Source organism: Flavobacterium branchiophilum FL-15 (genome assembly GCF_000253275.1).
GTDB lineage: Bacteria > Bacteroidota > Bacteroidia > Flavobacteriales > Flavobacteriaceae > Flavobacterium > Flavobacterium branchiophilum.
In genome coordinates, this window is sequence record NC_016001.1 from 2,428,896 (window position 1) to 2,443,557 (window position 14,662).

Below are 14,662 nucleotides of genomic sequence, written 5' to 3' on the forward strand. Positions count from 1 at the left end.
ATTTGAAATGGATATTCATTTAATGATGCTCAAAATTTTTCAATAATCAATACAGGGTTTAAAGCATTTTTTTAATCAAATCGCTTTGTAAACCAAATTTCAACAACACAACAACAATGTCTAAGAAAAGAATTTTATTAAAAATTGGTAGCAACACGCTTACCAAAGAAAGCAACCATATATCGAGAGGTAAAATCGAGGATATTGGCGTTCAAATTGCCGCTTTGCAAAACGATTTTGAATTTATTATTGTAAGTTCGGGGGCCATTGCTGCAGCCAAACAATTTGTAAAGCTAGACAACAATGACAAAGATGTTTTTGTAAAACAAGCATTAGCCTCTATTGGCCAGCCCCATTTGATGCGAATTTATCATGAAAATTTTAGCGATTTAGGACTACATATTTCTCAATGTTTGCTTTCTTATTCTGATTTTGAAAAAAAACAATCTAAAACCAACATCGTCAATACGATAAATGTTTTGGTACAAAATAATTATATTCCAATTATAAACGAAAATGACACCGTTGCCACAGACGAAATCAAGTTTGGCGACAACGACAAGTTGGCCGCCCTAACTGCCGTTTTGTTGCAAGCCGATTTATTGATCATTGCCACCAATACCAATGGAATTTATACTAAAAAATCCATAAACCACTCCATACCTGAAACCATCAAAATTGTTACAGATTTAAGCCTCCTGCAACAAGAGGTAGGCGACAGCAAATCGACTCATGGCACGGGTGGGATGCAATCGAAAATTGATGCCACAGCCATTGCAAAAGCAGCCCATATCGAAACATGGATTGTTAACGGATTGGAAGATAATTTTATCATAAAAGCTTTAAATAATGAAATTAATTTTACAAAAATAATATAAAACAGTTTTCCTAAAATAATTTAAAAATAAAACACAACTCCCATGAATTTCACAACTATACAACAAATAAACAATCTCGAGCAATGGGTAAAAGAGGCACTAAAAATAAAGAAAAACCCACTTAAAAATAAAAAATTAGGCAAAAATAAAACCCTCGGAATGTTGTTTTTCAACCCGAGTTTACGAACCCGATTGAGCACTCAAAAGGCGGCACTCAATTTGGGTATGAATGTTATTGTAATGAATTTTAATAACGAAGGTTGGACACTCGAGTTTGAAGACGGAGCCATCATGAACCAAGGGGCTTCGGAACACATCAAAGAAGCGGCCGAAGTCGTATCGCAATATTGTGATATTATTGCCATTAGAGCATTTGCAGGTTTGGTGGACAAAGAAAAAGACCAAGCCGAAACTGTTATGTCGGGGTTTTTAAAATATGCCACCGTACCCATTGTCAATATGGAAAGTGCCACTGGACACCCGCTTCAATCCCTTGCAGATGCCATTACAATGGCTGAACACAAAACCAAACACAAACCAAAAGTAGTCCTCTCATGGGCACCTCATCCAAAAGCATTGCCTCAAGCCGTGCCCAATTCGTTTGTAGAAATGATGCTGCTTCAAGAGGCTGATTTTGTTATTACACACCCCGAAGGCTACGAACTAGACCCATCTATTACCAAAAATGCAACCATAGAATACAACCAAAACAAAGCCTTTGAAAATGCCGATTTTATTTATGCAAAAAACTGGAGCAATTTTACCGACTATGGTAAAATTACAAATTCAGATCCCAGCTGGACCATCAATGCCGAAAAAATGAAACTTACCAATAATGCCAAATTCATGCACTGTCTGCCCGTTCGCCGAAATGTAATTGTAGCCGACGAAGTCCTCGACAGCAACAATGCCATCGTTATCGAACAAGCCAACAACCGCACCTTTGCCGCCCAATTGGTATTACAAAAAATATTAAAGGAAGTTAGAAGTTAGAAGAAAGAAGAAAGAAATTAGAGGTTAGAAATTAGAAGTTAGAAATTAGAAGTTAGAGGTTAGAAGTTAGAGGTTAGAAATTAGAAGTTAGAGGTTAGAAGTTAGAGGTTAGAAATTAGAAGTTAGAAATTAGAAGTTAGAAGTTAGAAGTTAGAGGTTAGAGGTTAGAAGTTAGAGGTTAAAGGTTAAAATTATACTTTAAATTTTTTAAATCTTTCAAATTTTCAATCTTTTAATCTTTCAATCTTTCAATCTTTTCAATCTTTCAATCTTTTAATCTTTTAATCTTTCAATCTTTTTAATCTTTTAATCTTTCAATCTTTTTAATCTTTTAATCTTTCAATCTTTTTCAATAAATCAATATAAAACAATGAACTCAAATACCCCAAAAACCCCGCTGACTATCGTAAAAATTGGCGGAAATATTATAGACAATCCCGTTGAATTAGCGCATTTTCTAACTGATTTTGCTACCATAAAAGGCCAAAAAATAATCGTTCATGGAGGTGGCAAATCGGCTACAAAATTAGCCCAGTCTATGGGGCTTGTACCCCAAATGGTAGAAGGACGTCGCATTACAGATGCGGCCATGCTTGATGTCGTTGTGGGAGTATATGCAGGACAAATCAACAAAAATATAGTAGCCCAGTTACAAGCACAAAACACCAATGCCATCGGATTTTCGGGTGCCGATGGCAACACCATTTTGTCCGAAAAACGAAATCACCCCACTATCGATTTTGGTTTTGTAGGCGATGTCGTTAAAGTAAACACCCAGCTACTCAACACACTGATTACCAACAATATTACGCCCGTTTTTTGTGCCATTACACACAACGGAAAAGGACAATTACTCAACACCAATGCCGATACAATTGCTGCAGAACTCGCCATTGCATTGTCCGAAATATATGAAGTAACATTAACTTACTGTTTTGAAAAACCAGGAGTGTTGCTCAATGCTGAAGACGATCATTCGGTTATCGAATCCATCAATGCCAGTTTGTATCAAAGCCTCAAAAACCAAAAAACCATCCATTCTGGCATGATTCCAAAACTCGACAACTGCTTCCATTGCCTTTCAAAGGGTGTCAAATCCATCAAAATAGGCCACCACCACATGTTGCATCATCCCAATAACAAACACACCACCATTGCCCTATAAAATTCTGTTTTTTAAACACAAAAAATCAATAGCACACCAATTTTTATAAAAATATCAAGCATGAAAACAATACAAACCCTTACAAACGAAGCCATTGAGCTACTCAAAAATCTCATTGAAACCCCTTCGTTTTCTAGCCAAGAAGACCAAACTGCTTTGTTAATCGAAAATTGGTTTACCACAAATAGCATCCCTTTTCAAAGAGAAAACAACAATATTTGGGCTTTCAACCAACATTTTAACCCCTCAAAACCCACGTTTTTACTCAATTCGCACCACGACACCGTAAAACCCAACCAAGGCTACACCCTCGACCCCTTTAAAGCCATTGTACAAAACGACCAACTTTTTGGCCTTGGTAGCAACGATGCAGGTGGCTGTTTGGTATCGCTAATGGCCACTTTTACTTACTTTTACAACCATCAAAACCTGTCGCACAACTTGGTCATCGTATGCTCTGCCGAGGAAGAAAGCAGCGGCAAAAATGGGCTAAACAGCGTACTCAAACACCTACCCGAACTCGATTGTGCCATTGTGGGCGAACCCACAGAAATGCAACTTGCCATTGCCGAAAAAGGCCTCTTGGTGCTCGATGTCATCGTGCCCGGAACCGCTAGCCATGCCGCACATACCAACAACGACAACCCCATATACAACAGCATCAAAACCATCCAATGGTTTCAAAACTTCCAATTCGACAAAGTTTCAGATGTTTTAGGCCCCGTCAAAATGACCGTTACACAAATCAATGCAGGCAAACAACACAACGTGGTTCCCGCAGCATGCCACCTCGTTATAGACATTCGTGTAAACGACAAATACACCAACCAACAAGTCTTAGATATTGTAAAACAGCACGTTACCGCAAACATAGCCCCACGTTCCATGCACCTCAACGCCTCGGCTATCAATAGCAACCACAAGCTCGTTCAAGCAGGCATTGCCCTCGGCAGATCCACTTATGGCTCCCCCACCCTATCAGACCAATCGGTACTATCCTGCCAATCACTCAAACTCGGACCCGGCTTATCCCTTCGTTCTCACACCGCAAACGAATTCATTTTGCTCTCCGAAATTCAACAAGCCATACCTTTGTATATCAACATCCTAACCAATTATTTAACCCTTTAATTTTCAGGAGCTTATCCCGCTATCCGTTGCAATCTTTTGTGGGCAAACCCTGCCCACAAAAGGATTTCCACTTCTATCGGGGCTAGTCAAAATATAAATCAACATCTAATTTCAATCAACATGAAACTCTGGGAAAAAGGAATACCAACCGACAAACAAATTGAACAATTTACCGTTGGCAACGACCGTGAACTCGATTTAGTACTGGCCAAATACGATGCCATGGGCTCTATTGCACACGCCAAAATGCTACAACAAATTGGATTACTCACCTCCACCGAATCCTCAAACCTCGAAGCTGCACTCCTCGAAATCATATCCGATATCCAACAAGGCAACTTCCAAATTGAAGACTCCTTCGAAGACGTACATTCTAAAATAGAATACCTACTCACAAAAAAACTAGGCGACGCAGGTAAAAAAATTCACACCGCCCGCTCCCGAAACGACCAAGTACTTGTAGATGTACACCTCTATCTCAAAGACGAAATACAATACCTCAAAACACAAGTCAAAAACCTTTTCGACCTGCTCATGCAACGTGCAGACCAACACCAAAACGTACTCCTACCAGGATACACCCACCTACAAATTGCCATGCCGTCGTCCTTCGGATTATGGTTTGCTGCCTATGCCGAAAGCCTCATCGACGACATGACAATGCTACAAGCAGCCAATAAAATTGTCGATCAAAACCCTCTTGGTTCTGCCGCCGGATATGGAAGCTCCTTCCCCATAAACCGCACTTTTACTACCACACAACTGGGTTTTGCAACACTAAAATTCAATGCCGTAGCCGCTCAAATGAGCCGTGGCAAAGCCGAAAAAACAATCGCTTTTGCCATGAGTAGCATTGCTGCAACACTCTCAAAACTGGCCATGGACGTATGCCTTTATATGAGCCAAAATTTTGATTTCATCAGCCTACCTCCACACCTAACTACAGGTTCCAGCATCATGCCTCACAAAAAAAACCCCGATGTATTTGAACTCATCCGTGGCAAATGCAACAAAATTCAAGCACTACCCTACGAAATAACACTCATTACAAACAACCTGCCCAGCGGCTACCACCGCGATTTGCAATTATTAAAAGAAGGCTTGTTTCCATCCATTCAAACCCTCAAGGCCTGCTTAGACATGGCACATTTTGCCATCAAAGACATACAAGTAAAAAACCATATCCTTGCCGATTCAAAATACGACTACCTCTTTACAGTGGACACCCTCAACGAAATGGTCGTAGCCGGAATCCCGTTCAGAGACGCCTATAAAACCGTTGCCGAACAACTCGAAAATGGCACGTACCAATCGCCAAAAGCCACCAAACACACCCACGAAGGCAGCATCAACAACCTGTGTCTTCAAGACATCAAAAACAAAATGGAAGCGGCATTATAACTCCAAAAAAAACTGTCAAACACAATGACAGTTTTTTTTTGCCCCACTCCCACAATAACTTTCAACATCAAAGATACCCACCTAAAAAAGTGTGTAAAGTTTCTTGTTGTTAAACACCAACCATGAATTAAAAAAAATAAAATTTTAATGACAATACATGCAAATTGAAGATTAAATTGTATTTTTGTTATAAAAATATTGAAATGAAGGCAAAGTACATCAATCCATTTACAGATTTTGGATTTAAAAAAATATTCGGAGAGGAAGCAAGCAAACCGTTGTTGCTTGACTTTCTGAATGCCCTTTTGCCCGAAAACGACAAAATTATAAGCCTTTCTTTCAAAAATATTGAACAACTTGGACAAACAGAATTTGACAGAAAAGCCATTTATGATATCTATTGCGAAAACGAAAATGGCGAAAAATTTATAGTCGAATTACAAAAAGCAAAGCAAAATTATTTTAAAGAAAGAACCATTTATTACTCCACTTTTCCCATACAGGAACAGGCAGAAAGAGGCGAATGGAACTACAATTTGAAAGCAGTTTATTGCATTGGTATTCTGGATTTTACCTTTGATGATTATGAAACCGAGCCCGAAAAAAGCGAAGTAATTCACACTATAAAACTCAAAAATCAAAACGGAAAAACATTTTATGATAAATTGACTTACATTTATCTCGAAATGCCAAATTTTGACACAAAAGAAGCCGAATTAAAAACCAGAATTGAGCAATGGTTGTATTTTATCAAACATTTAGAAGACTTTCAATCTATTCCAACTATTTTTAACGATGATGTTTTTCATAAAGCATTTGAAAAAGCAGAAATAGCCAAATATGGTCCAAACGAACTGATGAAATATGAAGACAGCCTGAAAAATTACCGTGACTTAAAGGGCGTTATAGACACCGCTTTTGACGAAGGAAAAATTGAAGGAATTTTAGAAGGAAAACTAGAGACAGCTAAATCTTTGAAAAAACTAGGCATTTCTATTGACTTAATTATAGAAGCAACGGGACTTTCTAAACAAGAAATCGAAAAATTATAAGAAAACAACGATCATTCAGGAATCAAAAATATATTATATTTTTGTTATAAAAATATTGAAAATGAAGGCAAAGTACATCAATCCATTTACAGATTTTGGATTTAAAAAAATATTCGGAGAGGAAGCAAGCAAACCGTTGTTGCTTGACTTTCTGAATGCCCTATTGCCCAAAAACGACAAAATTGTAAGCCTTTCTTTTAAAAATATTGAACAACTTGGACAAACAGAATTTGACAGAAAAGCCATTTATGATATCTATTGCGAAAACGAAAATGGCGAAAAATTTATAGTCGAATTACAAAAAGCAAAGCAAAATTATTTTAAAGAAAGAACCATTTATTACTCCACATTTCCCATACAGGAACAGGCAGAAAGAGGCGAATGGAACTACAATTTGAAAGCAGTTTATTGCATTGGTATTCTCGATTTTACCTTTGATGATTATGAAACTGAGCCCGAAAAAAGCGAAGTAATTCACACTATAAAACTCAAAAATCAAAACGGAAAAACATTTTATGATAAATTGACTTACATTTATCTCGAAATGCCAAATTTTGATACAAAAGAAGCCGATTTGAAAACCAGAATTGAGCAATGGTTGTATTTTATCAAACATTTGGAAGACTTTCAATCTATTCCAACTATTTTTAACGATGCTATTTTTTATAAAGCATTTGAAAAAGCAGAAATAGCCAAATATGGTCCAAACGAACTGATGAAATATGAAGACAGCCTGAAAAATTACCGCGACTTAAAGGGCGTTATCGACACCGCTTTTGACGAAGGGAAGCTTGAAGGGAAGCTTGAAGGGAAGCTTGAAGGAATTTTAGAAGGCAAACTAGAGACAGCTAAATCTTTGAAAAAACTAGGCATTTCTATTGACTTAATTATAGAAGCAACGGGACTTTCTAAAGAAGAAATCGAAAAATTATAAGAAAAGCACTTCTAATGAAGTTTGTGTATTGATCGTTTTATGGTGCAAGTTACCAACAATGAATTAAAAAAAATATAATTCCAATGACAATAAATGCAAATTGAAGATTCATTGAAGTCATTTTCTATAAAGTATTGGTAAAAAAATCCAAAAGAAATTAATTTTTTATTACTTTTGAAGCGTCAATTTACTTTAAACATTGTCTCTAGTTTTTCATAAAGGAGCTTGCAAGTAGCATCAAATTTTTCAAAACATCACAACAATGAAATCACAATTTTTATTAAATCCTGATATTACATTCTTAAACCATGGCTCGTTCGGAGCTTGTCCAAAACCCGTTTTTGAAAATTATCAGTTTTGGCAATTGGAATTAGAAAAAGAACCCGTTCAGTTTTTACAAAAAAAACAAGCCATTTATTTAAACCAAGCAAAAAACGCATTAGCCGCCTATATTAATTGCGAGGCAGACGATTTCTTTTTTACTCAAAACCCAACATTTGCCATAAATGTTGTCATGCGAAACTTGAATTTACAAGCGGGAGACGAAATTTTAACAACCAATCACGAATATGGTGCAATGGATAGAACATGGCACTATTATTGCAAAAAAACGGGTGTAAAATATGTTAGACAACCCATTTCATTACCAATTGTAAGTCAAGAACAAATAGTAGAAGAGTTTTGGAAAGGTTATACTCCAAAAACTAAAGTTGTTTTTATCAATCAAATGTCGAGTGCAACGGCTTTGCTATTTCCTGTCAAAGAAATCATTGCAAAAGCCAAATCACTTGGTTTGATAACTATTGTTGATGGTGCACATGTACCAGGTCATATTGATTTGGATATCAAAGATTTAGACCCTGATTTTTATACCGGAACCACTCACAAATGGCTTTTGGCTCCAAAAGGCAGCTCTTTTTTATATGTAAATAAAAAATTTCAAAAAAATTTAGACCCTTTAATCGTTAGTTGGGGTTACGAAAGTGTTATGCCTAGTTCAAATCCTTTTTTAGATTTGCACGAAATCCAAGGCACACGCGATATTGCTGCTTTTTTGAGTGTGCCAACAGCAATTGAATTTGTAACTCAAGCCAACTATTTAGAACAACAAACTGCTGCCAAACAATTGGTTTTGGACCAATACCATTCCATTTGCCAACTATTAGATACTTCTCCTTTATGTCCAGTAAACAATACATTTTTAGGACAAATGGCCAGTGTACCTATACAAACCAAACAACCGATGGTGTTAAAAGAAATGTTGTATAACGAGTATCAAATTGAAATTCCTATTATGAATTTGAATGATCAAAATTATATTAGATATTCTATTAATGTGTATAATACAATTGATGATTTAGAAAAACTTAAATCAGCATTGCTCGATATAAAAAATAAAAAATCAGAATTATTATAAATCTTTGGAATGATGTTATGGAATAACTGTTGTAAATTTTGCAACAACGTTGGGTCATAATTTTTATATTTACACAAATTCCAAACGGAATTAAACACGAAATTTTATGGAAAAAAGTACGATCGAATCTGGTAAAAATAGGGCCATTATAAGTTATATATTTATAGTTGGAGTTTTTATAGCGATGTCTATGAATTCAGAAAATAAAAATTCATTTGCTTCATTTCACATCAGACAGGCTTTAGGTATATCAATATTATTTATTTCATTAGGGCTCCTAGTAAGTAATTTTGGTTCTGTTTATATCACAATGTCAATGTGGATCGGAATTTCTGTATTGTGGGTTTACGGGATGTTTAGTGCGGTAAATGGATCTACAAAACCAATGCCTATTGTTGGAGATTTATTTCAAAAATATTTAAAAACCATCAGTTAAATCATATTTAATTATGTCATTACAATACCTAGTTAGAGAACCCAAAATAAAATTAGAAAAAAATCCCCTATTATTGTTGCTTCATGGTTATGGAAGTAACGAGCACGATTTATTTTCGTTTGCTAATGAATTGCCAGACCATTATTATGTAGTATCTGTTCAAGCTCCATATTCGTTACAATATGGAAGTTATGCTTGGTATGCCATCAATTTTGATGCAGACGAAAATAAGTTTTCCGACATCGAACAGGCCAAACAGTCGAGAGACTTAATTGTAACTTTTTTAGACGAATTGTTCAAACTGTTTGCTATAGACAAACACGATGTCAATTTGATTGGTTTTAGCCAAGGGGCTATTTTGAGCTATGCAATAGCCCTATCTTATCCACAAAAAATTAAAAAAGTTGTAGCCATGAGTGGCTACATGATCAGCGATACATTTTTAGAAGGATTTGATACTCATGACTTTAGCCATTTGAGTATTTTTCATTCACACGGAACTGTAGATCAGGTAATACCAGTGGAATGGGCCAGAAAAGCAGGCCCTTTTTTAGACACACTACATATTCATCATGTATATAAAGAATACCCTATTGGTCATGGTGTTTCGCCTCAAAATTTTTATGATTTTAAAAATTGGTTAATCGAATAATACCTTTTACCAAGTCATCTTAATAACTTCATTTGATAAAATTTTGCTTTTTTAATAAAATTTTATGAGTTTTTAAAAAATATATTTAAAAAAAAATACAATATTTATCGTTTTTAACCGTTTATTGTTAAATTTGTAAAATCATTTTAATATTAATTAATAACGATGGCTAAACTTTTAAAACCCAACAAGATGAAAAAAATTTTATTGCTCATACCCATTTTTCATATTTTATGCTCCTGTAATAAAAGTGAAGATTATCAAGAAGTAGAAACCTATCCAAATGTAAAAGCTGCTTTTGGAAACAAAATTGACTTGACCAATTTATACAATTATGCCAATCAAACTGTTCCTGCCTATATTACTAAAAACAATGTTGGTGGCAATCCGATAACTGACAAAGGAGCTACTCTGGGTCGGGTTTTATTTTATGACAAAAATTTATCTTCAAACAATACCATTTCATGTGCCAGTTGTCATATTCAGGCCAATGCTTTTTCAGATCCAGTAGTAGCAAGTGTTGGTGTAAATGGTACTACGGGTCGCCATGCCATGCGACTTATCAATACACGATTTGCCAACGAAACCAAGTTTTTTTGGGACGAGCGTGCTTCTTCATTAGAAATTCAAACTACGCAACCGATTCAAAATCATATCGAAATGGGATTTAGTGGCACCAATGGCGATGGCACTATGGCTACTGTAATTGCAAAACTGCAAAACATTGGCTATTATAAAGAACTCTTTAAATTTGTATATGGATCTGAAACCATTACGGAATCCAAAATACAATTGGCATTAGCACAATTTATCAAAAGTATCCAATCCTTTGACTCAAAATATGATGCAGGCAGAGCATTAGTTGCCAATGATGGCCAGAATTTTCCAAATTTTACAACTCAAGAAAATCTGGGTAAAAACATATTTCTTACACCTCCCGTTTTTGATGCTACAAGTACCAGAACAAGTGGCGGTTTTGGTTGTGCAGGTTGCCATGCAGCACCAGAATTTGACATAGATCCCAACACTAAAAACAATGGAATAGTAGGAACAATTGGCAGTAATGTTTTGGATTTGACCAATACCAGAGCACCTTCGTTACGAGATTTGGTTAACCAAGCTGGTAACCCAAATTCGCCAATGATGCACACAGGAGTAATCACTACGCTAAATGCTGCAATTGGTCATTATGGTACCATAAACACACCTCCAGGCAATACCAATTTAGACCCTCGATTGAAACCAAATGGTGTTGGACAAAAATTAAATGTTACGGCAACTGAAGTACAAGCCGTTGTTGCATTCCTAAAAACGCTTTCAGGTAACAATGTTTATACAGACCCGAAATGGTCTAATCCTTTTTAACCTAAAATATATTTTAAATATATAATAATACCTAATATACATATAAAATATTTTTGATATAAAAAAAGCGGCATCAAATAATGCCGCTTTTTTTATTCGTGTATTTGACCTGTTTTAGAATCAAAAAAGCCCGTACGAATACGGGCTTTTTATATATTTAAATTTTTTTAGCAAACTAACCTAAAACTTCTTTTACTTTTTTTCCAATTTCAGCTGGAGAATCTACTACATGAATACCACATTCTCTCATGATACGTTTTTTAGCTTCAGCCGTATCATCTGCACCACCAACAATAGCACCCGCATGTCCCATAGTTCTTCCTTTTGGAGCTGTTTCGCCAGCAATAAAACCTACAACAGGTTTTCTATTTCCATCAGCTTTGATCCATTTTGCTGCATCAGCTTCCAACTGTCCGCCAATTTCACCAATCATTACAATACAATTGGTTTCTGGATCGTTCATCAACAATTCTACTGCTTCTTTAGTAGTTGTACCAATGATTGGATCACCACCAATTCCAATAGCAGTAGTTATTCCTAAACCTTGTTTCACAACTTGATCCGCAGCTTCGTAAGTTAAAGTTCCTGATTTAGAAACAATTCCAACACTACCTTTTTTGAAAACAAAACCTGGCATGATTCCTACTTTTGCTTCTTCTGGTGTAATTACACCTGGACAGTTTGGCCCAATTAACCTACAATTTTTATCTTTAATAAATTCGTATGCCTTAATCATGTCTGCAACAGGAATTCCCTCTGTAATGGCAATAATCACTTTAATGCCTGCATCGGCTGCTTCCATAATAGCATCGGCTGCAAATGCTGGTGGAACGAAAATAATTGTTGTATCGGCACCTGCTTGATCGACTGCGTCTTTTACAGTATTAAAAACTGGACGATCTAAATGGGTAGTACCACCTTTACCTGGTGTAACACCACCTACAACGTTTGAACCGTATTCAATCATTTGCGAAGCATGAAAAGTACCTTCACTTCCTGTGAAACCTTGCACAATGATTTTTGAATCTTTATTTACTAAAACACTCATGATATATTTTTATTTGTTTTTTATGAATAATGATGCAAAAATAAGGTATTAAGGTTAATATTTAAACATTTTTACAATTATTTTTGCTAAAAATTGAATGTTTTTTTATTGATACGTGAATATATCATTTTTTCGATACGGATATTTGTAAATATGAAACACTGCTTTTGCATTTGGATTTGAAAGTTTCCACTTTTGTATGATTTTTTCGTACACTCTTTTTTCAGGATAAACCACTATGTGTAACTCTTTCAAAGCCCAATCATCACTTTGAATTACAGATTGGGTTTTGCAAAATGTTTTTTTTGAGCTGTAATAGGGTTCGTATTGCTTTGTTTCCTGTGGATTTTCTATACAAATTTCCATTTTCATACTGCTTCCAGAATACAAATTGAAAGATAAAAAATGATCCCAAATGCCAAAAAAATTAGTTAATGGCATTATACCTAATAAAACAAATAAAATCATGTTTTTTCCTGAAAATAGCTTTATCCAATTTAATGTTTCGGTTTGTACTTTTTTTACAAAAATAAGATATAAAAGTCCAATCATCAATACATTCCATGGCCAAACAATTACATTATAGTTTAAACCTATGGGTGTTATCAAAACCAAAATAAAAACATGCATCCCTATCATGAGCCATGCTGCCCTATTTTGAAATCGAGTGAAGCAAAGGGCTATACCTGCAAATGTTTCTATCAATCCTAAAACATAACCTGATTGATAGAGCCAAGGTGATTGAATTGTAGTATAATCAAGTCCTATGAAACGGTGTAATATCATATTTTGCCAAACATTGTACAAAAATCCTGAATTTAATTTATGTAAACCGCTATTAAAATAAATGACAATTAACAAAAATTGCAGTAAATTTATAAATTTAATATTTTTTTTAAAAAAAATTCCTGCAAATAAAAAAATTAAAATATACTGATAAATATAAGGTTGCCATCTGTTTTGATCTAATGCACAACTCAGAATTTCAAAAAAAATGGTAGAAAAATATATCCATCTACAATTAGTGTTTATTAATGTAAATATTAAATTACATAAAACTACTATATATAAAAATAAATGAACACTATTTGGGATGTTTTCTAAAAACGCAAACGGTGGAACAAGCGGCAATAACCTGTCTGCAGTCCATAATTTGAAAGTACCTATTTTGGCTATTAACCAAAAAACAGCTGTCAAACGGATGGTCCATTGGGATTTTTGATACCAAATGTGTGGAATTGTCATTTTTTAAAGTTTTACAAATCTAATTTAGATATAATTTGTGGGATTTTTTTGATATTTGCCAATTGTTTTAGCTTTTCTCTTGACTCTTCAATTGGTGTTCCAAAATAGGATTTGCCACCATCTACTGATTTTGTAACTCCCGTTTGCCCCATAATTACGGCTTTTGTTCCAATAGTTATGCCACTTGTTGTACCGACTTGCCCCCAAATTGTTACTTCATCTTCAATAATTACACAACCCGCAATACCAGTTTGCGATGCAATTAAACATTTTTTACCAATAATTGTATCGTGCCCAACATGAACTTGATTGTCTATTTTGGTGCCTTCGCCAATGGTTGTGTCGCTAGACACCCCTTTGTCTATAGTGCATAAAGCTCCAATTCCAACATGATTTTCTATAACTACCCTACCTCCCGAAAGCAATTGATCGTATCCTTCGGGTCTTTTTTTGTAATAAAAAGCATCTGCTCCTATAATAGTTCCTGCATGAATAATTACATTATCGCCAATAACAGTATGATCATAAATGGTTACATTTGGATGAATAATACAGTTATTTCCTATTGATACATGATGTCCGATAAAACAATTGGGCTGAATTATAGTATGTTTTCCTATTTTGGCTGTTGCAGCAATGGCTACATTCGAGGGTTTAAAAGGATTAAAATACTGCGTTAATACATTAAAATCTCTAAAAGGATCTTCTGAAATAAGTAAGGCTTTACCTTCAGGACAATCCACTTTTTTATTAATTAAAATAATAGTGGCTGCAGATTGTAGTGCTTTGTCATAATATTTTGGATGATCGACAAAAACAATATCCCCAGCTGTAACAACATGTATTTCATTCATTCCTAAAACTGGAAAATCGGGCGATCCTACATAGGAACAATTTAATATTTGAGCAATGGCTTGTAATTTTTGTGGTGTTTCAAATGTCATA

14 protein-coding genes are annotated in these 14,662 nt (G+C 35.1%); 11 read left to right on the plus strand and 3 right to left on the minus strand.

Annotation, left to right across the window (positions count from 1 at the left end):
• Positions 1-116: 116 nt before the first annotated feature.
• The 11 genes from proB (at position 117) to FBFL15_RS10505 (ending at position 11,424) form a co-directional block, all read left to right on the plus strand.
• Positions 117-878: a glutamate 5-kinase gene (proB, locus tag FBFL15_RS10455; RefSeq protein ID WP_014084561.1), complete on the plus strand. Its 762-nt coding sequence runs from the start codon at positions 117-119 to the stop codon at positions 876-878.
• Positions 879-920: 42 nt separating this feature from the next.
• Positions 921-1,871, plus strand: a complete 951-nt coding sequence (locus FBFL15_RS10460) for an N-acetylornithine carbamoyltransferase (RefSeq protein WP_014084562.1) — start codon at positions 921-923, stop codon at positions 1,869-1,871.
• Between the two features lie 370 nt (positions 1,872-2,241).
• Positions 2,242-3,036, plus strand: a complete 795-nt coding sequence (argB, locus tag FBFL15_RS10465) for an acetylglutamate kinase (RefSeq protein WP_014084563.1) — start codon at positions 2,242-2,244, stop codon at positions 3,034-3,036.
• Between the two features lie 60 nt (positions 3,037-3,096).
• Entirely contained in the window at positions 3,097-4,167 is a 1,071-nt protein-coding gene (locus FBFL15_RS10470; protein WP_014084564.1) for a M20 family metallo-hydrolase, read from the plus strand.
• 120 nt (positions 4,168-4,287) lie between these two features.
• Complete coding sequence (gene argH, locus FBFL15_RS10475; protein ID WP_014084565.1) at positions 4,288-5,568, plus strand: argininosuccinate lyase; 1,281 nt, start codon at positions 4,288-4,290, stop codon at positions 5,566-5,568.
• A gap of 203 nt (positions 5,569-5,771) precedes the next feature.
• Positions 5,772-6,620, plus strand: a complete 849-nt coding sequence (locus tag FBFL15_RS10480; RefSeq protein WP_014084566.1) for an Rpn family recombination-promoting nuclease/putative transposase — start codon at positions 5,772-5,774, stop codon at positions 6,618-6,620.
• A 61-nt stretch (positions 6,621-6,681) separates the two neighbouring features.
• On the plus strand, positions 6,682-7,554 hold the full coding sequence (locus FBFL15_RS10485; RefSeq protein WP_014084567.1) for an Rpn family recombination-promoting nuclease/putative transposase: 873 nt from the start codon (positions 6,682-6,684) through the stop codon (positions 7,552-7,554).
• 262 nt (positions 7,555-7,816) lie between these two features.
• Positions 7,817-8,971: an aminotransferase class V-fold PLP-dependent enzyme gene (locus FBFL15_RS10490; RefSeq protein WP_014084568.1), complete on the plus strand. Its 1,155-nt coding sequence runs from the start codon at positions 7,817-7,819 to the stop codon at positions 8,969-8,971.
• Positions 8,972-9,077: 106 nt separating this feature from the next.
• The gene (locus tag FBFL15_RS10495) at positions 9,078-9,407 is read left to right on the plus strand and encodes a membrane protein (protein WP_014084569.1); all 330 of its coding nucleotides are present in this window, start codon (positions 9,078-9,080) and stop codon (positions 9,405-9,407) included.
• A gap of 13 nt (positions 9,408-9,420) precedes the next feature.
• Positions 9,421-10,059, plus strand: coding sequence for an alpha/beta hydrolase (locus tag FBFL15_RS10500; RefSeq protein ID WP_014084570.1), 639 nt, complete (start codon positions 9,421-9,423; stop codon positions 10,057-10,059).
• Between the two features lie 192 nt (positions 10,060-10,251).
• On the plus strand, positions 10,252-11,424 hold the full coding sequence (locus tag FBFL15_RS10505; RefSeq protein WP_014084571.1) for a cytochrome-c peroxidase: 1,173 nt from the start codon (positions 10,252-10,254) through the stop codon (positions 11,422-11,424).
• A gap of 175 nt (positions 11,425-11,599) precedes the next feature.
• Here the strand turns inward: FBFL15_RS10505 and sucD are convergent, their stop codons facing one another.
• The 3 genes from sucD to FBFL15_RS10520 all read right to left on the minus strand — a co-directional run bounded on the left by sucD (position 11,600) and on the right by FBFL15_RS10520 (position 14,661).
• Positions 11,600-12,472, minus strand: a complete 873-nt coding sequence (gene sucD / locus FBFL15_RS10510) for a succinate--CoA ligase subunit alpha (RefSeq protein WP_014084572.1) — start codon at positions 12,470-12,472, stop codon at positions 11,600-11,602.
• 105 nt (positions 12,473-12,577) lie between these two features.
• Entirely contained in the window at positions 12,578-13,717 is a 1,140-nt protein-coding gene (locus FBFL15_RS10515) for a hypothetical protein (RefSeq protein WP_014084573.1), read from the minus strand.
• Between the two features lie 11 nt (positions 13,718-13,728).
• Positions 13,729-14,661, minus strand: coding sequence for a UDP-3-O-(3-hydroxymyristoyl)glucosamine N-acyltransferase (locus FBFL15_RS10520; protein ID WP_014084574.1), 933 nt, complete (start codon positions 14,659-14,661; stop codon positions 13,729-13,731).
• Between the last annotated feature and the right edge of the window lies 1 nt (position 14,662).